The sequence below is a fragment of the Virgibacillus flavescens genome, from assembly GCF_050574275.1.
Lineage (GTDB): Bacteria > Bacillota > Bacilli > Bacillales > Amphibacillaceae > Virgibacillus_F > Virgibacillus_F flavescens.
On sequence record NZ_CP192260.1, the window covers coordinates 3,448,311 to 3,472,412 of the forward strand.

Annotated in this window: 24 protein-coding genes; 6 read left to right on the plus strand and 18 right to left on the minus strand. The window is 37.1% G+C overall.

Going from position 1 to position 24,102, the window contains the following annotated elements; genetic code table 11:
• The 3 genes from VBD025_RS17510 to VBD025_RS17520 all read right to left on the minus strand — a co-directional run bounded on the left by VBD025_RS17510 (position 1) and on the right by VBD025_RS17520 (position 4,256).
• The gene (locus VBD025_RS17510) at positions 1–1,233 is read right to left on the minus strand and encodes a metallophosphoesterase family protein (protein WP_430787841.1); all 1,233 of its coding nucleotides are present in this window, start codon (positions 1,231–1,233) and stop codon (positions 1–3) included.
• An 880-nt stretch (positions 1,234–2,113) separates the two neighbouring features.
• Positions 2,114–3,364 carry an ABC transporter permease gene (locus tag VBD025_RS17515; protein ID WP_430787843.1) on the minus strand — a complete coding sequence of 417 codons (1,251 nt, stop codon included), beginning with the start codon at positions 3,362–3,364 and terminating at the stop codon, positions 2,114–2,116.
• The gene (locus tag VBD025_RS17520) at positions 3,357–4,256 is read right to left on the minus strand and encodes an ABC transporter ATP-binding protein (protein WP_430787847.1); all 900 of its coding nucleotides are present in this window, start codon (positions 4,254–4,256) and stop codon (positions 3,357–3,359) included. The genes VBD025_RS17515 and VBD025_RS17520 overlap by 8 nt, the downstream gene beginning before the upstream one ends.
• Positions 4,257–4,405: 149 nt before the next feature.
• On the opposite strand from VBD025_RS17520, the gene VBD025_RS17525 reads away from it, so the two are divergent.
• A complete protein-coding gene (locus tag VBD025_RS17525) occupies positions 4,406–4,591 on the plus strand; it encodes a YhzD family protein (RefSeq protein ID WP_430787849.1) in 186 nt (61 codons plus the stop codon).
• 61 nt (positions 4,592–4,652) lie between these two features.
• Here the strand turns inward: VBD025_RS17525 and VBD025_RS17530 are convergent, their stop codons facing one another.
• Together VBD025_RS17530 and VBD025_RS17535 are read right to left on the minus strand one after the other, a co-directional pair.
• Positions 4,653–5,423, minus strand: coding sequence for an enoyl-CoA hydratase (locus VBD025_RS17530; RefSeq protein ID WP_430787851.1), 771 nt, complete (start codon positions 5,421–5,423; stop codon positions 4,653–4,655).
• Positions 5,424–5,627: 204 nt separating this feature from the next.
• Positions 5,628–5,993: a YlbF family regulator gene (locus tag VBD025_RS17535; protein ID WP_430787853.1), complete on the minus strand. Its 366-nt coding sequence runs from the start codon at positions 5,991–5,993 to the stop codon at positions 5,628–5,630.
• A 157-nt stretch (positions 5,994–6,150) separates the two neighbouring features.
• Between VBD025_RS17535 and VBD025_RS17540 the strand changes: the two genes are divergently transcribed.
• Positions 6,151–7,038 carry a PucR family transcriptional regulator gene (locus VBD025_RS17540; RefSeq protein WP_430787855.1) on the plus strand — a complete coding sequence of 296 codons (888 nt, stop codon included), beginning with the start codon at positions 6,151–6,153 and terminating at the stop codon, positions 7,036–7,038.
• Between the two features lie 114 nt (positions 7,039–7,152).
• Positions 7,153–8,250, plus strand: coding sequence for an ABC transporter ATP-binding protein (locus VBD025_RS17545; protein ID WP_430787857.1), 1,098 nt, complete (start codon positions 7,153–7,155; stop codon positions 8,248–8,250).
• Between the two features lie 85 nt (positions 8,251–8,335).
• Here the strand turns inward: VBD025_RS17545 and VBD025_RS17550 are convergent, their stop codons facing one another.
• Positions 8,336–8,539 carry a small, acid-soluble spore protein, alpha/beta type gene (locus tag VBD025_RS17550; RefSeq protein ID WP_430787859.1) on the minus strand — a complete coding sequence of 68 codons (204 nt, stop codon included), beginning with the start codon at positions 8,537–8,539 and terminating at the stop codon, positions 8,336–8,338.
• Positions 8,540–8,674: 135 nt separating this feature from the next.
• The gene (gene fumC / locus VBD025_RS17555) at positions 8,675–10,060 is read right to left on the minus strand and encodes a class II fumarate hydratase (RefSeq protein ID WP_430787861.1); all 1,386 of its coding nucleotides are present in this window, start codon (positions 10,058–10,060) and stop codon (positions 8,675–8,677) included.
• A 303-nt stretch (positions 10,061–10,363) separates the two neighbouring features.
• Here fumC and VBD025_RS17560 point away from each other — a divergent pair, with 303 nt between their 5' ends.
• Positions 10,364–11,278 (plus strand): zinc dependent phospholipase C family protein, encoded by a 915-nt coding sequence (locus tag VBD025_RS17560; protein WP_430787863.1) that lies wholly within the window; start codon positions 10,364–10,366, stop codon positions 11,276–11,278.
• Between the two features lie 77 nt (positions 11,279–11,355).
• On the opposite strand, the gene VBD025_RS17565 is transcribed toward VBD025_RS17560, so the two are convergent.
• The 3 genes from VBD025_RS17565 to VBD025_RS17575 form a co-directional block, all read right to left on the minus strand.
• A complete protein-coding gene (locus VBD025_RS17565) occupies positions 11,356–12,654 on the minus strand; it encodes an MFS transporter (protein ID WP_430787865.1) in 1,299 nt (432 codons plus the stop codon).
• 66 nt (positions 12,655–12,720) lie between these two features.
• Positions 12,721–14,184, minus strand: coding sequence for a methyl-accepting chemotaxis protein (locus tag VBD025_RS17570; RefSeq protein ID WP_430787867.1), 1,464 nt, complete (start codon positions 14,182–14,184; stop codon positions 12,721–12,723).
• A 97-nt stretch (positions 14,185–14,281) separates the two neighbouring features.
• Positions 14,282–14,515 (minus strand): IDEAL domain-containing protein, encoded by a 234-nt coding sequence (locus VBD025_RS17575; RefSeq protein ID WP_430787869.1) that lies wholly within the window; start codon positions 14,513–14,515, stop codon positions 14,282–14,284.
• Between the two features lie 236 nt (positions 14,516–14,751).
• On the opposite strand from VBD025_RS17575, the gene VBD025_RS17580 reads away from it, so the two are divergent.
• A complete protein-coding gene (locus tag VBD025_RS17580) occupies positions 14,752–15,624 on the plus strand; it encodes a cation diffusion facilitator family transporter (RefSeq protein WP_430787871.1) in 873 nt (290 codons plus the stop codon).
• A gap of 27 nt (positions 15,625–15,651) precedes the next feature.
• Here the strand turns inward: VBD025_RS17580 and VBD025_RS17585 are convergent, their stop codons facing one another.
• From VBD025_RS17585 to VBD025_RS17595, 3 genes are read right to left on the minus strand one after another with little or no spacing between them, the layout of a single operon-like run.
• Positions 15,652–16,197: a GNAT family N-acetyltransferase gene (locus tag VBD025_RS17585; protein ID WP_430787873.1), complete on the minus strand. Its 546-nt coding sequence runs from the start codon at positions 16,195–16,197 to the stop codon at positions 15,652–15,654.
• 44 nt (positions 16,198–16,241) lie between these two features.
• On the minus strand, positions 16,242–16,535 hold the full coding sequence (locus VBD025_RS17590; RefSeq protein WP_430787875.1) for an AzlD domain-containing protein: 294 nt from the start codon (positions 16,533–16,535) through the stop codon (positions 16,242–16,244).
• A complete protein-coding gene (locus VBD025_RS17595; RefSeq protein WP_430787877.1) occupies positions 16,532–17,260 on the minus strand; it encodes an AzlC family ABC transporter permease in 729 nt (242 codons plus the stop codon). The genes VBD025_RS17590 and VBD025_RS17595 overlap by 4 nt, the downstream gene beginning before the upstream one ends.
• 192 nt (positions 17,261–17,452) lie before the next feature.
• Between VBD025_RS17595 and VBD025_RS17600 the strand changes: the two genes are divergently transcribed.
• Positions 17,453–19,189, plus strand: a complete 1,737-nt coding sequence (locus VBD025_RS17600; protein ID WP_430787879.1) for an ABC transporter ATP-binding protein — start codon at positions 17,453–17,455, stop codon at positions 19,187–19,189.
• A 44-nt stretch (positions 19,190–19,233) separates the two neighbouring features.
• Here VBD025_RS17600 and VBD025_RS17605 read toward each other — a convergent pair whose 3' ends face one another.
• The 5 genes from VBD025_RS17605 to VBD025_RS17625 all read right to left on the minus strand — a co-directional run bounded on the left by VBD025_RS17605 (position 19,234) and on the right by VBD025_RS17625 (position 24,023).
• Positions 19,234–20,004, minus strand: coding sequence for a cobalamin-binding protein (locus VBD025_RS17605; RefSeq protein ID WP_430787881.1), 771 nt, complete (start codon positions 20,002–20,004; stop codon positions 19,234–19,236).
• Between the two features lie 35 nt (positions 20,005–20,039).
• Positions 20,040–20,798 (minus strand): type I methionyl aminopeptidase, encoded by a 759-nt coding sequence (gene map / locus VBD025_RS17610; protein WP_430787883.1) that lies wholly within the window; start codon positions 20,796–20,798, stop codon positions 20,040–20,042.
• 793 nt (positions 20,799–21,591) lie between these two features.
• The gene (locus VBD025_RS17615; RefSeq protein WP_430787885.1) at positions 21,592–21,702 is read right to left on the minus strand and encodes a YjcZ family sporulation protein; all 111 of its coding nucleotides are present in this window, start codon (positions 21,700–21,702) and stop codon (positions 21,592–21,594) included.
• 90 nt (positions 21,703–21,792) lie between these two features.
• On the minus strand, positions 21,793–22,551 hold the full coding sequence (locus VBD025_RS17620; RefSeq protein WP_430787887.1) for a (S)-benzoin forming benzil reductase: 759 nt from the start codon (positions 22,549–22,551) through the stop codon (positions 21,793–21,795).
• Positions 22,552–22,655: 104 nt separating this feature from the next.
• Positions 22,656–24,023 (minus strand): dipeptidase, encoded by a 1,368-nt coding sequence (locus VBD025_RS17625; protein WP_430787889.1) that lies wholly within the window; start codon positions 24,021–24,023, stop codon positions 22,656–22,658.
• Positions 24,024–24,102: the final 79 nt, after the last annotated feature.

The window sequence follows — 24,102 nt, forward strand, 5'->3', positions numbered from 1 at the left end:
TTAATCCTCGCCTTTCAACAACTCATTAAGTAACAGTTCCTTTGCTTGCCTTCTTACATAATCTTCATTATTTTTTGTGATGGAGTGGATGTATTTCCGGGCTTGTTTGTGCCGATAAATCTCCTCGGTATACGTATGAATTGAAGCGTCATCACTTCTTCTAAGTAATTCGCCGATAAAGTGATTACCTTTTTTAAGTTCCAGTTCATTATAATTTGGCTGCACATTCACTTGAAAACGAAAAATGAAATTCCAGCATTGGCTTTCTATCGAAGTTTCATTAAACAAATCTATCACTTCATCAATTAAACCATCCCGCTCCCATATAGTTAAGGAAGAATTGGAACCCACAATCTCAAGTGTCAATAATTGTGGTATATCATACCGTTGTCTCTCAAGTGCGTGTTGTATCAATTCTTCCATTTCATATGGAGCACTACAATTGGAAACATCTACATGCAATGTATTAAACTCTAGTGATCGCGTGGGGATGTAAGTAGTATTCACATTATTTTTCGTTAATGTGACATGGTAACAGCCTTTGCTGCCGGATTCTTTGCGATTACGTCCTTGAATATTACCTGGGTAGATAATAGGAGGGGTTTCTTTTACTATTTCACGCTGGTGAATGTGCCCAAGTGCCCAGTAATCAAAATCCTTATCCGCAAGTTCACTTATATAGAAAGGTGCATACGTGTCGTGCTCTGTATTGCTGTACAGGCTGCCATGGAGCATAGCTATATGAAACGGAATTTCCGGATTATGGACGATAAACTCTTCACTTTTATTCTGTAAAACTGATCTGCTCTCGTAACTGAATCCATAGATGTTCGCGGATGGATTGCCTTCTTTTTTAAAAGTAAAATGACTTACACTTTCTTCATTAAAAATATACACGTTATTTGGATACTTAACTGGATATGGATTACCGCTAATAAAATCATGATTACCAAATGATAGATAAACATCTATATCATGTGTGTGTAATTCTTCAAAAGCTTTTTTTAGCTTAATCTGTGCTCTTAAACTTTGGCGCTCATTATCGAACAGGTCCCCTACGAGTAAGACAAAGTCCACTTTTTTTGTTATAGCAGTTTGGATGAGATTGTCCAGCGCATCGAATGTACTTGACTGAATTTGTTTAAAGATTTTTTCTGGTACGCTAACTAATCCCTGAAAAGGACTGTCCAGGTGAAGATCTGCTGCATGTATAAATGAAAGTTGTTCTGACATATTTATAAATCTCCCAACTTAATACTTTTTTTCTATTTTATCAAATTCTATATGCGAATGCACGTTCTATATGAAGAGAAAAAATTCCTTATCTTTTAATGAGGTTTTCAACTGTCGAGAGCTTCCCCTATGCTTTGCTTCAACAATCCTCATTCCCAGATCCACAGTGTTCTGTACGTGGTCACTGAAAACGGAACCTTTTGCACAAAATAATGTGGATCTATTTTCGTATCTTCTCTATACTGCGAAGTACCAGCTGGTTATTTTCCACAATGTAACAGCAACGAGATTTCCGCTGCTGGCAGTCGCTTTCCGCGGGCGGCTGGTGAGCCTCCTCGTGCTTACGCACTCCGGGGTCTCACCTATGCCTTTCCTCCCGCAGGAGTCGACTGCCAGCAGCTCCAATCTCTAGACAAGAATTGAATATCACGGACTTATTAATTCCATACCTTGTCTATCTCACAATGCATTAGTTTATAAAAAAACAAAGACTTAAATAGCTTTACCAGTCCTGGTAAGTGGAGGGCGGTGACTCTTGCGGGAACAGCACGAGTCTGAAGGCCCCGCAGAGCGCTCTTTCTCGAGGAGACTGAAGCCGTGCCCGCGGCAAGCATCCGCCCGCAACGATCCTGGATGGCAGCTATGGAAGCAAACTAAAAGTTACGTCGTAGTTTACATCAACTACGACAAAAGTAACTAGTAGCATAGATATATTTGTAATCGTGTCAAGTAACATATTTAAATTTACAAGAACTACCGCTTATTGCATTACTTATATTTTTAATGTCTGAGAGTTGAATAATAAATAATCCGAACGAAATCGCTAGGATTGTTCGGATTATGATATGAATACTATAATTTTGTACATGATTCTACTATGCTATTCCTTTTTGGACAGAGCAAATGCTTTTTTAAAATCTTTAAGTGAACTTGATTTACCGTACATCAGAACCCCGCCTTTATATACACGAGCTCCGATAAACCCTAATAATATTATCGTTCCAATTAAAATACCAAATGATAAGGCTATTTCCCAGACTGGGATATCCAGCATTCCAACCCGTAAAAACATTAACATTGGTGTAAAAAAAGGAATATATGAACTAATAACTACAAAGCTTGAATCTGGAGCACTTAATCCAAACATTGCAATAAAGAATGCAACCATGATAAGAAAAATCATCGGCATAATCATTTGTTGGACATCTTCTGTTCTGCTTACTAATGAGCCTAGCATTGCAGCTAATGTTGCATATAACAGATAACCCAAAACAAAATAAATTAATGCATAAACAAACAATGACACAGAAACACCCTCGATGCCAAAATACTGAAAAGCACCGTTGGTCAGCTCATCCTGTTTGGATACAATCATAAAATAACCTAAACCGAGCAGTAACCCTACCTGGGTTAACCCCAGTAAAGCAATCCCAATTATTTTTGCAAACATTTGAGTGACAGGTGAAACACTTGATATCAATAGTTCCATAACCCGCGAGGATTTTTCAGTTGCAACATCAGTTGCGATCATATTTCCATACGTAATCACTGAAATGTAAAGCACAAAAAGCATAACGTAAACAATTCCTCGTGCCTGGTCCAGCTCCTCAGAAGTCTTTGCGCTTTCATCAAGTGCAACTTTATTAAAAGTCATAGGAGAATATATCTCTGTAATTGCTGTCTGATCAAGACCTGCTTGTTGTGTTGCTGCGGCCACTTTTAATTGTTGCAGTTGCTGCTGGATATCGTTTTGTTCAGCAGAATCAGCAATGTTATTAGCAAAATACGACGCTTCAGGGAGTTGTTTATCGTTTAAAGACAGTGTAACTAAGGCTGTGTAATCTTCTTCCTCCACGGCAGTTTTTGCCGCTTCTTCGGATTTCTCGTATTTAATAAGATCTAGATCCTCGTTCGCTGTTTCCACACTAGTTTCCAGAGGGGTAAATAGATTGCCAGTTTCATCAATCACGGCGATTTTTTGAGCACTATCATCTGAAAAGGAGTCAAAAATAGCTTGGTAATTAGCTAGACCAATTACAAATAAAAGTGTAATTATGGTACTAATTAAAAATGCTTTTGACTTAAATCGAGTCATATACGTGTGCGACGTAATAATCCAAAATTTATTCATAAGATGCACCTACTTTCTCGATAAAGATGTCATTCAACGTTGGTTCTTCCAAATCAAATTTACGGATAAACCCATGACCTTGTAAACTTGCAAAGATAGATTGAGATACTGCTTCATTTTCAATTTGTAATTCACATCCACCTGTAAGTGGTCTATATTTTACTACGCCTTCAAAGTTTCTTAGAAATTGAAAATCTGTATCTCCATGAATGATTAAATTTTTCTTACCATACGATTTTTTTATATCCCGCAGCGAACCATGAACAATTTGCTTCCCTTTCTGCAGAATACACAAATGTTCACATAACTCTTCCACATGGTCCATCTGATGGGAGGAAAAAATAATCGATGTTCCTTTTTCTTTTAAATCCACCACGGCCTCTTTTAACATTTCCACATTTATCGGATCAAGACCTGAGAAAGGTTCATCCAGAATTAATAATTTCGGTTTATGTATAACTGCTGAAATAAACTGGATCTTCTGCTGGTTCCCTTTCGATAATTCTTCTACCTTCTTATCTATATATTCCGGTACTTTAAAGCGTTTTAGCCATGCTTCAAGCTCTACGATAATTTCACTTTTCTTCATCCCGCGCAATTTACCCAAATAAACGATCTGATCCCGCACCTTTAATTTAGGGTATAGGCCGCGTTCCTCTGGTAAGTATCCAATAAGGTGACTTTTTTCATAACTAATTGATTCACCATTCCATGTTATCTCGCCACCAGAAACATTCATCAACCCTAGGATCATTCGAAATGTAGTTGTTTTCCCAGCCCCATTACCTCCAAGAAAACCAAACATTTCTTTTTCTGGAATTTCTAATGATAAGTGATTTACTGCAGTATTCTCACCGAACCTTTTAGTCACATTGTTAATTATTAATGTCATTTCACTATCCCCTTCCTACCATGTCTTACGTTTTATCTTCTATAAAGTTTCGAATGTAATGTCAAATTCATTATACATGGTTAATACTTTTGTTACTATTAGAGAATGTATATAATAAATTTAACTACACGAATCGAGGAGGAACCAATATGCGTACATATGTATTAACGGTTTTTAAGCAAACTGGAGAAAAATTACTGGATGAATCATTTACTGCTGAAAATGATCAGGAAGCAAAAAAGGTTGGAAACGCCCGGTTAGAAGACGAGGGCTACTCCGAACATACCCACCGTTGTGTATCACCGGAAGCCAAGCTTGTTTTATTTCATCGATAGGCATAAAAAGTGATGGTTCAGAGGTGGCGAATACCATTTGGTATCCGCCACCTCTGTTTTTTTATTCACCAATAAAGATTGGTTTTCTTTTTTCAAGAAATGCATTTACTCCTTCCTCGTGGTCTTTTGTTTGTCTTAACTGCCACTGGTTCTTTTTTTCCTCAGCGAGGAATTGCTGTAATGATTCTTTCTTTTCATTATGATAGATAAGTTTCGTACTAACCATTGATTTCAATGGTTGTAATAAAAGCTTTTTCGCAAGAGAACCTGCATGATTTATTACGTGTTGATCACTTACCTCATCAACTAGGTTCATGGAGTAAGCAATTGTTCCATTCACTTGTTCCATACTCCAGATGAATTGTTTTGCACCATGAACACCTAAGCGCTCTTTCAACCAAAAATGACCCCCACCATCAGGCGCCAGCCCCACTCCTAAGAAGAGCATACCTAACTTTGCATCATTTTGAGCTACAACATAATCGGCAGTTAGAGCTATACTAAGTCCCAAACCTGCTGCTGCACCATTGATTGCAGAGATAACAATTTTTGGCATCAAATATAATTTTAAAGTGATTTGTTCAATCGTATCCATCACTTCATGGTAGAAATCCTGATTCGTCCAATCCGTCATCATTGAAACGTCTCCGCCAGCACAGAATGCTTTGCCCTTACCACTAATAATGATAATACGATCATCACTTTGTTCAGCCTGCTCGACTACTTCCAATAATTCAATCAGCATCTCTTTATTAAGTGCGTTATATCTATCTGGTCGATTTAAATAAATGTAACCAATTTGATCTATACTCTCATACATTACTGTTTTCATTTTCGTACTCCTCATATTTTATTTTTCGCGTCATCTTTACATTCTACAATACTTTACAAATTCCTGCTTTATGCTTTATTACTTCAGAAAAACTCGGCATTCGCCAAGCTTTAGTTGCACGTATGCAGTAAGAAAGGATTTATACTTTTTTACCTGCTAACGTAAAAAAAACAACCTACATAAAGATGCAGGCTGTCCTTCTACTTATTCAGCTGATTCGTCTGAATCGTTAGCTCCGTATAATTCTTCTAATGGCTTTGTAATAATGCGGCTTACATCATTAATTACCATATTAAGACGTTGTTCTTGTTCCATAAGCTTAGAGATATCTTCATGCTGCTGAACTAACTCAACAACCTGACGTGCTTTCTCTACCTCTTCTTCTGTAATTTCCTGACCTTGCATTTGTTTTTCCTGCAATTCCATTTGTGTATTACGGAAGTTTTCGAACATTTGCTTAGCAGATTCGTCACTCATTACTGTGTCGTAAGCACTTTGTAATCCTTTAAATTCTTCACTTTCAGTAATTGCTTTTTCTAATTCGTATGCACTATCATAAATATTAGGCAAGATAGATCCTCCTTCAATTTCAGTCTAGAATAACTATAACAAACAAGAAGTATCATGTATACCATTTCGAATAATCGATGATATATCAGCATTCCTTTTTCAAAATGCAAACTATTGTTATAATAAATTACAAGGTATTTAGGAAAGAGGCTGTATTATGATTAATCAATTGAAAAAAATCTTCCCATCCTTAGTTGCGTTTGATTCGGATTTTTCACGTTCACCACAAGAATACAAATGGTACATAACAGATAAAGATGAAATCCTGGGAATTGAAAAACTTGAACTTACGTCTAAAGACGAAGCATTGTTAGGTACTTTTTTATCTCCTTACACATATAACGTATCGTTGTTGACAAGTAAAGAGAGATTCTGGCACGGTGTTATTCATGATGACAATTCGTATTCTAGTGATGTGGAAATTACTCCTTATCGTTTTGTGCACTTTTCATTTCAGCAAAATGACGTTGACTCAGTTCTATTCAAGGAGGCTATAAACAGTATATTTTCAAAGCAGCTTCCCATTCTGTGGTTAACAAATGACCAGGGGATAATCATTGAGGAGGAACCCCTTGTCGGTGAAGATCAAATTAAATATAATGAAATTATTGATATCTTAATGAGTGATTTATATGTTAAAATACGTTTCTTTGTCGGACCCTTTCTGACGGAGTTAGAAGATGCTAAACAACTTTATACACTACTTATTAAAGGTGCTTCAACGGCTTTTGCATATTCTGATAAACTGGTTATTTCCTACGATGAAGCTCTTCCATATTTACTGGTTGATCAAGTTGATGCGTCATTCCGTGAAGAAACCAGGCACTTTTTATTAAAGGAAGTGTTAGACGATAAAGAATTAATTAATACAATTAAAACTTTTTTTGTGTGCAATCTAAATATAACGCTTACCGCCAAGGAATTGTACATGCATCGGAACAGCTTACAGTATCGAATAGATAAATTCATAGAAAAAACAGGTGTTGATATTCGTCAGTTCCATCAAGCTGCTACAGTATTTCTTGCCCTGGCTACTAAAAAATAATCCATATGTTAAAAACATGCACAAAGATGTTCCGTATCTTTGTGCATGTTTTACATATACAGTCGATCTGCTATTTAATAAACTGGATATAACATAAATTTTGGGGGTAATGAAATGGCAGAGTTACGATTGGACCATATTCAAAAATCATACGATAAAAAAGTAATTGCAGTTGATGATTTTAATTTACATATTAAAGATAAAGAATTCATTGTCTTTGTTGGTCCATCAGGTTGTGGTAAATCAACTACGCTTCGCATGATTGCTGGCCTTGAAGAGATAACTGGTGGAGAATTATTAATTGATGATAGAAAAATGAACGATGTAGCACCAAAAGACCGAGATATTGCAATGGTTTTCCAGAACTACGCGCTCTATCCACATATGAATGTATATGACAACATGGCTTTCGGCTTAAAACTTCGTAAATTTAAAAAAGATGAAATTGACCGTCGTGTACAAAACGCTGCGAAAATACTTGGCCTTGAATCCTACTTGGATCGAAAACCTAAAGCATTATCAGGTGGTCAGCGTCAGCGTGTTGCTTTAGGACGCGCTATCGTACGGGATGCAAAAGTTTTCCTGATGGATGAACCACTTTCCAATCTTGATGCAAAATTACGTGTGCAAATGCGCGCTGAAATTCAAAAGCTTCACAAACGTTTGCAGACTACTACTATCTATGTAACACATGACCAAACCGAAGCTATGACAATGGCTACTCGTCTCGTAGTAATGAAAGATGGTATTATACAACAGGTTGGTGCACCAAAAGAGGTTTACGATAAACCTGAGAATATATTTGTTGGTGGTTTTATCGGTTCTCCTTCTATGAACTTTTTAAATGGAAAACTGACTGATGGATTTTTTGTTATGGATGATGTGAAAATTAGAGTTCCTGAAGGTAAAATGAAAACTCTCCGCGAACAGGATTTCATTGACAAAGAAGTCATTCTAGGAATTCGCCCTGAAGATATTCATGATGAGCCATTGTTCATCGAAGCTGCACCGGAAACAAAGTTCACTGCAACAATTGATGTAGCTGAGTTGATGGGGGCAGAAACGTATCTTTACTCGAAACTTAATGAACAGGACTTTATCGCTCGAATTGATTCCCGTTCAGATATAGACGGTGGAGAAGAATTAACGCTTGCATTTGATATGAATAAAGCACATTTTTTCAATGCAGAAGATGAACAAAGAATAAGATAATACTATAACTAGAAAGGGACCGTCGCTAAGACAGTCCCTTTTTTTATTTGGTTGGACTGGAGGGGTGCTCCAGCCGAAGGCCATGTTATCTAGGTTGTTGTCCGTTAAGTTGTTGTTGAGCTGTTTGAACTAGACGCTTTGTAATTTCACCACCAACAGAACCGTTAGCACGTGAAGCAGTGTCTGGACCTAAGTTAACTCCAAATTCTTGAGCAATTTCATACTTCATTTGGTCAAGAGCTTGTTGTACTCCAGGTACTACTAATTGATTTGATTTGTTATTAGCCATGATATCACCTCCTGTAACTATATTGTTTACATTCGGTCGAAAGTTATCACAGATAAATGTTGGAAATTATGGGAATTAAGACATGTGAAAAAAAGCCTACTACGTTTGATGTAATAGGCTTTTGAAAAAAATAAATTATTTTGGATACGTCATTTCTTTTGGATTTACATATTTGTCAAATTCTTCTTCAGATAAAAGTCCTAACTTAACCGCAGTTTCTTTTAATGTCGCGTTATCAGCAAATGCAGTTTTAGCAATTTTTGCTGCATTCTCATAACCAATATGCGGATTAAGCGCTGTAACCAGCATTAAGGAATCATTCAGATTTTTTTCGATTTGTTCATGATTTGGTTCAATCCCTTGTACACAACGTTCATCAAACGAAAGCATGCTGTCAGCAAGCAACTGACAGGATTGAAGGAAATTATATGCTATAACCGGCTTAAATACATTTAGTTCGAAGTTACCCTGACTAGCTGCAAAACCTATAGTGGCATCATTCCCCATCACCTGTGCAACTACCATAGTCACAGCCTCACTCTGAGTAGGATTAACTTTTCCAGGCATGATCGAGCTTCCTGGTTCGTTAGCAGGAATTACAATTTCTCCAATTCCACAACGTGGTCCACTTGCTAGCCAGCGAACATCATTTGCAATCTTCATCAGGTCTGCTGCTAGTCCCTTAAGTGCTCCATGTGCATATACGGTTTCATCGTGGCTTGTTAATGCATGAAACTTATTAGGTGCTGAGATAAAACTGTTACCTGTATATTCGTTTATTGCTTCACAGACTTTCCCTGAAAATTCAGGGTGTGCATTTAACCCTGTACCAACTGCGGTACCACCAATGGCAAGTTCTTTTAAGTGGTGAAGACTTTCACGAATCATCATTTCTGACTTTTCCAGCATCCGATGCCAACCACTGAATTCTTGCCCTAAAGTTAATGGAGTTGCATCCTGCAGATGTGTACGTCCTATTTTTACGATTTCACCGAAAGCGTCCATCTTAACTTTGATTGAATCTTTCAATTTTTGCACTGCAGGTAAAACCTCATCCTCCAGTTTTAAGACTGCTGCAATATGCATTGCAGTAGGATACGTATCATTCGAGCTTTGTGATTTGTTTACATCATCATTTGGATGAAGCTTTACATCACTGTTTTCACTCTGCAACCATTCATTTCCTACATATGCAATTACTTCATTAACATTCATATTTGATTGCGTTCCACTTCCGGTTTGCCATACAACTAATGGAAAGTGATCTGTAATTTTATCTTCAATAATTTGATTTGCAGCATATTCAATTGCTTCATACTTTTTCTTCTCCATTAAACCTAATTCTGTATTTGCTTTAGCCGCACTCTTTTTCAATACAGCAAATGCTTTTATAACTTCCGCTGGCATTTTTTCATTTCCAATAGGAAAATTTTGTTTACTCCGCTCAGTTTGCGCACCCCAAAATTTATTTGCAGGTACTTGTATCTCGCCAAGCGTATCTCTTTCAATCCGATAGTCCATTTTGTTGCCTCCTATATGTAAATGCTGACTTACTCTAATCTATTGTAACAAATTTTGCCGATAATTAGAAAAAAGAGACACATAAATTGTTACAGAAAAAGTACATATAGTTTATAATATGAAAATTTCCTTTCCTATTGGCTGTAAATTCTTTTATAATAATAGAAGAACATACAAAAGATTTATCTTAGAAGGCAATTAGAGTTATACTTAATTTCTACATAACGTCACACTTTATTCTTGCAGAAGTCTTCGAAGTTATATTATATGTTTTGCAACGGTTAGTTTAAGGAGGATTTCATCATGCCGAATATATGGACTCATATGCTCTTTTGTGAAGAAGTTGTCGATACGATTAACAATCCGACACCATTTTTCCAGCATGAAGCATATATGAAATTAGGTGCTCAAGGCCCAGATCCATTTTTTTACTATAATTTTTGGCCATGGAATAAAGATGAATCAGTGAGTGCTATTGGTATGGCCCTGCACACGAAAAAATGTGGAGAGTTTTTATTAGATTTAGTAATTTCAGCAGCTAATATGGATTCGAAGGTTAAAGCATATGTATTTGGTTTTGTAACCCATCATATTTTAGACCGGAATACACATCCATATATTCACTATAGAGCGGGTTATGAAGGCAGTAAACATCAAGAATTGGAAGTTAAGATTGATACCGTCATGATGGATAAATTTCATAACATGAAAACATGGAAAGCTCATGTTCATAAAGAAATAGATGTTGGATATACGCTTGACAAAGAAATCAAGCAATTATTGCAATCAAAAATCAAAAAACATTATCCGGAAGTTTGTCCTGATTCTGCTTCATACATTCAAAAGTCTTACCGTGATATGAAATTAGCTTTAAAAATACTTTCCGATCCTTATGGATGGAAAAATGTTTTGCTTAAATCGCTTATTTCTTCCTATTCCCATCAGCCTATTAAAAATAATGTGGATTACCTGAATGAGAAAGAAAATACATGGCATCATCCAGCAACAAATGAACCCTCATCTCAAAGCTTTTTAGAACTTTATGAAATTGGTCGTGCAGAAGGAATCGAAATTCTCAGCGAAATATTAGCTTATTGGGATAATCCATTACACTCCAAAGAAGAACAGATTAAGACTTTAATAGGAAATATTTCATATGATACAGGTAAACCGCTGGAATTGAACTTAAGAAATAAGTATAGTGAGCCAATTGTTTAATCGTATATCCTGAAGTTATGATGAATATTACTTATACTCAAAAAAACGCAAACGACTATAAAGTCGTTTGCGTTTTTCTATTTTGGTTTCACTACTACTTCGTCTTCAGGATTCGTAAGCTTATTGGCTTCTGCCATACCTTTTTCTATATTTACAAATCGTAATAGTATAATTCCCAGAACAAAAAATACAACTAATGAAATAATTCCCAGTCGACTTGATCCGGTTAATTGACCTACTAATGCAAATAAAAACGGTCCAAAAATGGCAGCGAACTTTGAGGAAATACCATAAAACCCAAAGAATTCTCCGTGTTTGTTCGCTGGAACCATTCTTCCGAAAATAGATCTGCTTAAAGATTGTGCACCACCCTGGACTAAGCCAACACAAACTGCTAACAAATAAAAATGAAGTGCTGTCGTCATAAAATAGCCCAAGATAACGATACCAATATAGATATAAAGTGTAATCATCAAAGCTTTTTTAGCAGTTATTTTTTTTGCTATCCATCCAAATAAGAACGTGAATGGAATACCAACAAATTGCGTGATTAACAAGGCGGCAATTAGTGAATTTGAGTCTATACCAATATCCCGACCATAAATCGTTGCCATTTTAATTATGGTAGAAATACCATCATTGTACATCCAAAATGCTAATAGGAAAATTAATAATTGCTTATATTGTTTGATTTCTTTAAATGTTGTTGTCACCCTTGTAAAACCAATGGAGACATAAGACTTATCCCGTTTTACTGGGGCTTTCTTCTCTTCTTTGATATTTTTAAGTAAGGGAATGGAGAAAATAAACCACCAGATACCTACTGACACAAAGGATAATTGACTGGCTACAGTAGCATTAGGTATTCCAAACCACTGATATTTCAATATCATTAAAATATTTATTGCAAGTAATATTCCCCCACCTATATATCCAAAAGCAAAGCCATTCGCAGATATTTTGTCCATATCATCATCTGTAGCAATTTCAGGTAAAAATGCATCATAAAAGATGTTAGCGCTTGAGAAACCAATTGTTCCAATTATTAGTAAAAGTGAAGCAAACATGTAATCTCCCTCACCAATAAATCCTAACAAAATACTGGCAATCATACCCATAAACGCGAAAAACCGAAGAAACTTTTTCTTGGAAGCGGAGTAATCACTTATTGCTCCTAATAAAGGAGCTAGGATTGCGACTATCAATACTGCTATAGATTGGGAATAACCCCAATAGCTTGTTGCCAAGGAGTCGTCTAATCCTGCAGCTGCAACATCGTAATAGAATACTGGAAGAACCGCCGCCATAATTGTTGTAGAAAAAGCAGAATTACCAAAGTCATACAACATCCAACTCCGAACAGTTTTCTTATCCATATTTTTCAGAACACCTCTTTTCTAGGTTGAGCATACCAAAAAATAAGTTCTATTTGTTAAATATTTCTATATTTCTTTTAAAGATGCTGCCGTTTGATTTGTATGTTCTATTGCATACGAAAGGTTATCCATATGATCAACCTGCTGATCTAACACAGCTTCCAGTTGTTGAATAGTTGCAGTGGTCTCTTCGATAACACCTGCTAAGTCTTCAACGGATTGATCAATTGTCTCTGAAGAATGTTCAATTTCCTTTGCCTGTTTAGCCAGATAACCCAAGTACTTTATGAAATTAATAAGCTGACTTGTTATTTTTTCAAAATCATTTTTCGTTTTATTTACATTTTCAGCGCTGACTTTCAGCTGATCCTTATTATCATTAACTTGTGTTTGTGCCTGTAAAGCGTCTTCTTCTATAATAGTGAGGTTTTCTCTAATCTGTTTCGCTGTGGTTTGAGAGACCTCAGCAAGCTTGCGGACTTCTCCAGCAACTACTGCAAACCCCTTACCGGATTCTCCTGCTCTGGCTGCTTCAATACTGGCATTTAAAGCAAGGAGATTTGTCTGTTCAGCTATATCTTGAATTTTCGAAGTGAAGATTCTATTTTCCTGCATCCTATTTACTAACTTTTCCATGTTATGGTTTAAGCCTTCGAATGATTGATGAAAATTGTTCATCATGTTTGCTAACGAATCCATTGACTTGTGACCAGTTATCGACAGTTCTTTTAATTCTTCCCCGTCAGCTGTACTTCTTACAAAGGATGCCGTCATTTTATTAAGCAGTGTTTTAGTATTATCAGTTGTAACCGTTATTTCAGACGCAGACTCAGCCTGCGATTGACTAGTAGCGGTTATCTCCTGAAAAGACATCCTCATCTCTTTTAGTGATTTTAAACTTTGATTACTTTCACCCTTAAGTTTAGACATTTGAGATCTTACATCTTCAGCGCTTTTCTGAACAATGTTTGTGAGCCTCTGCTGTTCTGTTTCCCGCTTTTCACTTTCCAGTAAGGAAAATTGTATATCTGTCAGTAGTTTTCTTGCTACACGAACCTGTATAAACAGGACCGCAAAAACCAGGATAAAAAAAACAATTGTAATAGCTGTGGCTCTAGTATCAAATCCAATGACTTCCCCTTTTTCTACAACAAAAAAGATAAGTAGACCTAGACTTAATACGCCTCCAGTGACTAAAACAGTTAACGATACTGAAATTGCTGCAACTGCTAGCACATAGAAAGTAAACAACATGTTTGTAACATAATCAGAGCTTATAATTATAACAAAAGCAATACTTGTTAAACTAATTATCGCCACATAAGGAATTGATTTTGTATATATTTTTTTATAATGAAATAAACCAATCACGGCCAGGCAAATTGCTCCCCCAGCTCCCATTGCTATTAAATTAATTGTTGGTGCTCCAACAATTAATTCTGCTCCGACACCTAATATTACTGAAAAAAACAGTATAAAGATTAGTACAAGATTTTGCTTGTGCATCATCAATCGAGTAGCTGCATTCACTCTCTTCCCCCCCAGGAAATTCGTAAAAATGATATTTAATTCGTTCAATCCAGTAAAATAGCCTTGCCTATAATAGGCAAGGCAACTGGAAGTTGACTTATTCCCAAATAAAATGTTTGTATGCCTTACTCAACTCCAGGAATTTTTCTTTATCTCCCTGATCTATAGAACGATTTATGGCATCTTCAAGCTTGTCTTTATTCCATTTAAAGCACAGTTCATCCATCAATAATCTGGATACTAATTTGAACTCATACGAAATTTCACGTTTCGCTGCTATGGGTTTGCCATCATATCGATAATACCGGTAAAATGTCTTTTGCTTTTTCATGGAACATGCCCCCTTGTTCCCTTTTTTCTATTATCCTAAATTTTTGGAATAATTGCAACAAAAATTATTTTATTTTTGAGTTTTTTTTCGCAGCGAAATTTGGTCAAGCGAAACTTAATTTCACCAAGTCAATAGATATACCCTCGCCCTTGAATGTTTCTCTGGACTCACTGTATCGTGCTTTGATAGACTGTTATAGCTATATTATTAATAGGAAATTTTTATTGGAGGAACTCATGACACATTCAGAGAACTTAAAAAAAGGAGAGAAAGGTGCTTGGATTAGCATCTGTGCATATTTAGTTCTTTCTGTAATTAAACTACTTGTTGCTTACTACGGTAATTCTGAAGCATTAAAAGCGGATGGTTTGAATAACTCAACCGATGTTATTGCTTCTATTGCTGTTTTAATAGGTTTAAAAATTTCCAGAAAACCTGCCGATCATGATCACCACTATGGGCATTATCGCGCAGAAACAATCGCTTCATTGTTTGCTGCATTTATTATGGTCTCAGTTGGAATACAGGTCATTTATGATACAATCCAAGCGTTAATACTCGGTGAAAACGCACAACCTTCTATGCTCACAGCATGGACAGCATTTGCAGCTGCTATTGTTATGTATTGCGTCTACCGGTACAATGTGAAACTCGCAAAGAAAATAGAGAGTACTTCTCTACATGCGGCAGCTCAGGATAATAAATCAGACGCTTACGTAAGTATGGGAGCTTTTGTAGGTATACTTGGGGCACAGGTAGGGCTGTTTTGGCTGGATCCAATTGCAGGTTTACTGGTTGGTTTTATTATCTGTAAAACCGCTTGGGATATATTTAAAGACTCAACTCATACGCTCACAGATGGCTTCGATGAGAAGTTTCTATTCAGAATAAAAAAGAGTATTGCTAAGGTAGAAGATGTAAAAGAAGTGAAAGATGTAAAAGGTCGTATTCATGGCAATCAATCCTTTATTGATATTGTAATTCTTGTTAGTCCTGATTTAAATGTTAAAGAAAGCCACGATATTACGGTGAGCATTGAAAATCTCCTGGCGCAAAAACACAACATCCATTATGCTCATATTCATATTGAGCCATTTTTAGAAAAATAAAAGCTAAGAGGCAGTAAAACATGCCTTTTAGCTTTTATTTTTCTTTAATACGTCTAATAATCCATCAAGACTTTCCCAGCCATATGCAGTCTCTTGATATGTACCTTCACCAATAGTTGTTTCTTCTTCGCCAACTGGTTTAGCGCCGTATCTTTCATAAAATTTACTTGTAGGATTTTGTTTTAATACCCAAACCAGGAGTGAATTATTACCTTTTGTTTTCATATCTTCAGCAAAAACGTTTAATAAATCTGCTCCTAAGCCTAAACGTTGAAATTCATCTAATAAGTAGATCGTATATATTTCAGTGTCATAATTAAATCGTTTTGTTCGTTCGGGTCCACCATTTATAAAGCCAACTATTTTTTCTTCATTTTCAATAACATACGTACATTGCTCATCTTTTTGAATCCTTAAAACAGTTTCCCAAAGAGCTAATCTGTTTTCATAGGTGATATTTGTTATATCTTTCTCATCCAACAAATCATGATAGGTACTTTTCCAACTGCTGATATGTACATCTGCAATCGCTTCCGCATCTTTATATTCGGCTTTTCTCGTTCTAAACATCATCTAACCCCCATCAAACTCTTTTGTTAAAATTTTCTGATCATTAATTATATACTTAGGACAAAAACTGCTGCAATCGCACCTATAACAACGAAAATGACGTTCAATCCAACATAAGCAAGTACTATAGCAACTAATCCACCAATAATTCCTACATGTGGTTGTTCAGAACGGATGGATAATATCCCAGGAAAGATTAATGCCCCGAGTGCAGCGTACGGAATAGCGTTTAACCATCGATTTAACCAATCGGGAAATTGAAGCCGATCAACAATGTACGCTGGTACAATTCTAGGTATCATGGTAACCAAAGACATTCCAATAATAATTATAAAAATCATTTTGGATCCTCCTTTAGCAGAAAAATCCCACTAGCCGCTCCAATTACAGTACCAAATACTATGGCCCAGCCCTCACTTGTGAACTGGCTGAACAATACGTTAATCAGCATCGCAAAAACAGCAATAATTCCAACACGCATTTGTTTTTTTACGGATGGGATCAGTAATCCAATGAACATTGCATATAGTGCTATTCCCATGCTTTGGCTTAATTGAGCAGGAATAATTTCTCCCAGAACTCCACCTAGGAACGATCCGGTTACCCATGAAAAGTAGGCAGTTAAAATTAATGAAGTATAAAAGAGGAAACCCTTCTCCATCTTAGCTTCTTCTGTATGTAGCGATGACATGGCGAAAGTCTCATCAGTCAACCCTAATGATAAAGGAACTTTGTATTTTAGTCCAATACCTTGCAACCTATTCATAAAGGACAAACTCATTACAAAATGGCGGAAATTCAAGACAAAAGTAGCAACTATTATTTCCAGTATTCCTGCACTGGCAGCAATCATATTAACTGCCATAAATTGACTTGCACCTGCGAAAACGAAAATACTCATACTGGTTAATTCAACTAGACTCATACCTGCTTGTTTAGCCAATACTCCATACGTAACAGCAATAGGTAAATAACCTAGCATGATAGGAAAACCTACAGCTATCCCCCTTTGTATCATATGGATTCGAGGGGTCTTTTCTTTTTTATGAATCGTATTTGTGGTCATCTTGTATTCCCCCCAATTACTAATTTAAATTTATATTTAGTTCTACCATTTTATCATTAAGAAAGCTTTTTTACTTTAAAGAAAACTTGCTCGAAACAATTACGCAGGTTAATACCGTTTCCCACTGCCTGTACTCTTGTTATATAATGAAGACATATTTGCACATAAAATAACAGACAGGAGTTCTATCGTATGAAGAAACAACAAAAAGACAGTATTAAGCCATTTATATCCCTAATATTATCAACTAATATCCCTAAAGTTGCGTTAACAACTGGTTTAATTATGAGTGTTATCACAACGCTAGTTGGCCTTTCAATACCGTTACTTACCAGGGAGTTAGTAGACGGCTTTTCAGCTTCATCTATCAGTATTACTCTCATGATTGTAATTGGTTTAGTATTTATCTTACAAGGGGTCGTCGATGGATTCTCCACTTATCTATTGGCTGCAGTAGGTCAGCAGATTGTGGCGAAATTGCGTGAAATTATGTGGGTAAAGCTCATTCGATTGCCTGTTAGTTATTCGGATAAGACAGCTAGTGGTGAATCCGTAAGTCGTGTTGTGAACGATACTGGTATCGTTAGGGATTTAATTTCACAACACTTTCCCCAATTCATAACAGGAGTTATTTCTATTATAGGTGCGGTCATAATTCTGTTTGTTATGGATTGGAAAATGACATTATTGATGTTAATTTCTGTTCCAGTAACTGTACTTATCATGTTGCCGCTCGGCAGAAAAATGGCAAAAATTTCCCGAGGCTTGCAAGATGAAACTGCAAACTTCACAAGTAATATTCAACAAACACTTAGCGAAATTCGTTTGATGAAGTCATCAACGGCAGAAAAAGTCGAAGATAAAAGAGGAATAACTGGGATTGGAAAATTGCTTGGGTTTGGTTTAAAGGAAGCACGGGTTTTTGCTCTAATCGGTCCACTTATCTACCTCATCGTCATGGTAGTAATAGTGGTTATAATTGGTTATGGCGGGATTCGGGTTGCAGAGGGTTCCATGTCAACAGGTTCACTTGTAGCATTTTTACTTTACTTATTTCAAATCATTTACCCTATTACATCGTTTGCGATGTTTTTCACCCAATTACAAAAAGCAAAAGGAGCTACAGAACGTATTATCGATATATTGGAAGTGCCATTGGAAGGCAGTCATGAAGGCAGTGATAAAGATGTAACCAATCTTCCTGTTGTTTTTCGCGACGTTTCTTTTTCTTATAGTACAGATGAGCCAGTGCTGAAGAATGTATCACTTGAAGCGCAACCAGGGGAAATGATAGCTTTCGCTGGTCCAAGTGGTGGTGGAAAAACAACTATATTTGGGTTGATTGAACGATTTTATGAACCAACTAAAGGGGAAATACTGATCGGCAAAACTCCCATAAACACTATATCTTTGGAATCATGGCGCAGTCAAATAGGCTATGTTTCTCAGGAAAGCGCCATGATGGCTGGGACGATTCGGGAAAATCTTTGTTATGGTTTAAGTGAATCGGAAGAAATACCTGATGAACGTCTTTGGGAAGTTGCCGAAATGGCATATGCTGACCAGTTTATTAAAACATTTTCAAAAGGGCTGGATACGGAAGTCGGCGAGCGTGGCGTAAAATTATCCGGTGGTCAAAGACAACGAATTGCTATTGCTAGGGCATTTTTGCGTAATCCTAAAATCCTGATGATGGACGAAGCAACAGCAAGCCTGGACAGTCAATCAGAAGGTATTGTTCAGCAGGCATTAACAAGGTTGATGGATGGCCGTACTACCTTTGTGATTGCACATCGATTATCTACAATTATCGATGCTGATAAAATAATCTTTATTGAGTCAGGAAAGGTTACTGGGATCGGGACTCACCAGAACCTCTTACAAACACATACTTTGTATCGTGAATTTGCTGAACAGCAATTGTCATAGGACGGATTATATGTAAAAAAATCAGCCCATATTCGGGCTGATTTTTAATTCATATGAATAATCTTTTCAAGCTTGCGCAAACCCTCAAGCAACCTTGGTGATGGTCTGCAATATAAAGATTCTTCCAACACATGTATATTCCCTTTTTTTACAGCGTCCATTTCTTTCCATCCCGGTCTTTTCCTAATTAGCTCCGGACGCATCTTTTCTTCCTTCACACCAACCCAAACCATGCATATATGATCTGGATCTTTTTCTCTAATATTTTCCCAGTCTGTTTTCACACTCGCAATTTTTTCGTCTGCAAAAATGTTTTGTGCTCCTGCTAAGTGACTGATTTCAGTAAGCCAATTTTCCCCTCCAGGAGTAAAAACTGGTTTTGGCCACCACTCCCAATAAAGGGTTGGCTGATTCGTACTTGTTTTTGCTTTCGAACGAAATTCTTCAACTTCAGCATGAAACATTTCAGCTTTTTTAATTCCTAGGTCAGGACAGTTTAATGCCTTACCAACCTCTCTAATATCAGATTCAATTTCAGCTAAAGAATTAGGGTTCAGGATAATATAAGGTAGGTTCATTTCTTTTAATGCCTCAATATTTTTTTCCATACCCGGAACGCTTAAAGATGCCAAAACAAGGTCAGGTTCAAGCGCTGCAACTTTCACCATATCAATCGATAAGTCAGGTCCTACACGTGGTAAATGATTGATTTCTTCGGGCCAATCAGAAAAGTCGTCAACACCTACCAGCAATTCAATTTTTCCTAGGTACTCGACTATTTCAGTATTACTCGGACAAATAGAAACTACTCGCATGGTGTAACCTCCTACATTTAATGAAATCAGTTATCTTACCTTTCTTCACCTTGATCAGTAATTAGCAATGGACCATCTTTAGTAATTACAATGGTATGTTCATACTGTGCCGAGCGTCCTCCGTCGACCGTTCGTGCAGTCCAGCTATTGTCGTCCATTTTACTTTTCCAAGTTCCTTCGTTAATCATTGGTTCAATAGTAACAACCATTCCCTCTTTCAAACGAACACCCTTATTCGGTAGTCCGAAATGTGGAATATGTGGTTCCTCATGTATTGTTGGTCCAATACCGTGACCAGTGAAGTCTCTAACTACAGAGAATCCTTCTCCTTCAGCATAGGATTGAATCGCGTGTCCAATATCTCCAATTCTGCTTCCGTCTTGAGCTTTTTCAATTCCTTTGTATAATGCTTTCCTGGTAACTTCCATCAACCGCTTGCCCACATGGTCCACATTACCAACTGTATAGGTCCATGCTGAATCCGCTAATCCGCCATTCAAGTTAACAACCATATCAATTGTTACGATGTCACCGTCAACAAGTTTGTCTTTTCTCGGAAATCCGTGACATATTTCATCGTTAATAGAGGCACAGATAGCATACGGATAACCGCTAAACCCTTTTTGTTCAGGAGTTGCTCCATGTTTTGCTAAAAACTTTTCAACAAATGTATCGATTTCCATTGTTGAGATGCCTGGTTTTATCATTTTTCCAATTTCTTTATGGGTTTTAACTAATAACTTCCCAGCCTCTTGCATCATTTCAATTTCCCGTTTGCTTTTTCGTGTAATCATTATTTTCTTCCTTTCACTATAGACATATCTTTATTATTACAACTTTCGTAGACTGAAATAAGTAGGTACTACCTGTAATCACTTGTTGTAGTTGGCGCAAAACCTATATACTGCGAAGTATTTTTATTACCAAGTAATGTTCTAAAGCCGCCGTCCAGGATCGCTGCGGGCGGATGCTTTCCGCGGGCACGGCTTCAGTCTCCTCGAGAACCCCACTCTGCGGGGCCTTCAGACTCGTGCTGTTCCCGCTGGAGTCACCGCCCTCCGCTCACCAGGACTGGTAAAGCTTTTACGTCTAAGGGAGGCAGTTAATAAATCTGCGACATCCATATTTTGTCTAGAGATTGTAGCGAATAGCAGTCGACTCCTGCGAGAGGACAGGCATAGGTGAGACCCCGGAGTGCGACAGCACGAGGAGGCTCACCAGCCGCCCTAAGGTGCGCGACTGCCATCAGCGGAAATCTCGTTGCTGATACATTACAGTTTTTCCCGGTGAAGTATGTTACGTCGCAGTTTATATCAAATACGACAAAGTAACTAGCATCACGTTTTGTGAAAAGTATTCGTTATTCGTATCAAGTATTCTATTCTTAGTGCTACAAGTACTACCGTTTATTGATTCATTATGATTATTTTTGTGCGAAAGTTGAGTTACTATATAAGAAAACTGATTAAAAAAATTCTGCACCCATTAGTTTATCATATAGGATAAAATCGTACCATTGGCATCACTTTTCTAGACATAAGAAAAACATGCACAGGATGCGTCCCGTGCATGTTTTACAAAATAATGTTAATAGCCGTATCCGCCACCTGTATATGCAGTACCAATGATTACTAACAGAATAAACAACACCACTAATAAAGCAAAGTTTAAGCCGCGTCCGCCTTCTTCATAACCCATTAAATTCCCCTCCTTATTTTAAGCATATGATAATCTATGCGGAGGTTTAAAATTGGGAAGGGCGAATAACCCGATAAGTATGTGTATTACCTAGAAATAATCTTTGACATTATAAATTTTTCCGTTTTCAATACTTCCTTCATCTGTGAGTATATCCACCAGTATGCCTCCAACTAAATCCGTATCTTTTAAATCATTATTCTTTTTAAATTCCTTGAATTTCTCTACATCTAAAAAAGACTGCTGTGATGTAGAGCGAATTTTATCCTGCATTCCAGTATCCATAATACCTGGACTAAATGCTATTACTTTGTGACCTGTCTTTAACTCCTTCTGCTCAAGGGCCACAGTTTCTGTATAGCGGTTCATGCTTGCCTTCGAACTGCAGTAGGCGCTCCAACCATAGACTGGCCGTTCTGCAGCACCAGACGTTATTGTAACGCCAACCATTGATACGTCTTTCTCTGTTGCTTCCTTTAAAAACAGATTAGTCAATACCATTGGGGCAACTGTATTCACTTGCATATGGTATGCAAGTTCATGGTTATCAATATTCATGGATGGGTTAATTGGGTCTAAGACCGCAGCATTATTTACTAAATATAAAGTAGTCAGCTTCTCAGTAAAAACTTCAGTGCTTATTTTTTTGAATGTATTTTCTATTTCAGTAACGTCACTTAAATCACAAGAATAGTGTGTAAAGGATACATTATTCGATTCAGCAAGTTGGTCTAACTTTGCAGAACGTGTACGCGAAATACCTATTACATGAATTCCTGACTCCAAAATATATTTAGCGATTGATTCACCAAGTCCTCTTGAAACTCCTGTTATAACTGCATACTTCATGTCATATCCCCCTCTGATGTCGCTATCTATTATTACCCTATTCCACTCGAATAAAAACCTGAATAACTTCCTCGCAATTAATGCACAACGAGGAAGTTACTAGTTTATTTTCCAACTTCTTTCCAGTAATGAACTAGAGTTACCATTCCTTTATCAAAGCTATCCAATGGGAAGCTTTCGTTAGGAGAATGCAAACGGTCATCTGGAGTTCCAAAACCTAAGAGAACAATAGGAATGTTATACACGTCCTCAATCCACTCTACAACAGGGATAGATCCTCCCATGCGCACGTAAATGGTTTCTTTTCCAAATGCTTTACTATAGCTTTTTGCAGCTTTTTGAATAAGCGGATGATTTGGCTCAACTTTATATGCTTTTGCCGACAGCTTTTCCTTTACGACCTCGACAGTTACACCAGATGGAGCTACTTTTTTAACATGCTCCTCGAGTAATGCCTGGATTTTTTGTGGATCTTGCCCAGGAACGAGACGGCTGGTAATTTTAGCCGTAGCTGATGATGGAATAATTGTCTTCGTACCTTCCCCTTGATAGCCTCCATATATTCCATTTATTTCGAAAGTAGGTCTTGCCATTGTATGTTCTTTTGCAGTATATCCTTTCTCAGACGCTGTTTCTTGCACCCCGGCAGCTTCCTGATAATCTTCGCCTTTCACTTCTGCAATTAGTTTCCGCTCGTCATCAGTCAATGGTTCTACATCATCATAAAATCCATCTACGGTAATTACTTCATCGACATTTTTCATTGATGCCAAAATATGGTTTATGGCCATGATAGGATTTCGAATTGCTCCACCATACATGCCAGAATGTAAATCATGATCCGGTCCAGTAACGTTAATTTCAATTCCTGTAAATCCTTTTAATCCATACAAAATAGTCGGTTGATTTTTAGCCACCATTCCAGAATCTGAAATTACAGCGAAATCAGCTGAAAATTTATCACTTTCTTCATGCAGAATACGATATAAATTTTCACTTCCTATTTCTTCTTCCCCTTCGATACAAACCTTTACATTAACAGGCAATTTACCTTCTGTTTTCATATAGGCTTCAAAAACGGCAAGATGCATGAAAACCTGCCCTTTATCATCACTGGATCCACGTGCATATAAGCGGCCATTTCTTATCTCTGGCTTGAATGGCTCGCTGTCCCAAAGATCAATTGGGTCAACAGGTTGTACATCATAATGGCCATACAGTAAAACGGTTGGCGCATCCGGTCCTGCTTCATTATATTCTGCATACACAAGAGGATGTCCCCCAGTTTCCATTTTTTCAATCTTTTCAAACTGGAGATCCTTCAGGAAGTTTACTACGTAGTCTGCAGCTTCGTTGATATCTTTCTTATGTACACTAGCCGCACTTACACTAGGTATGGATAAGAATTGGTTTAATCTCTCCAAAAGCTCTGCTCTATTGTTCGTAAGATAAGATAATACTTTTTCACTCATCATTCATTCCTCCAATTGTTTTATTCTCCATTTTAGCATACTCGAACGAAATTGTTGCTTTGACTGCATTTAAAAACTT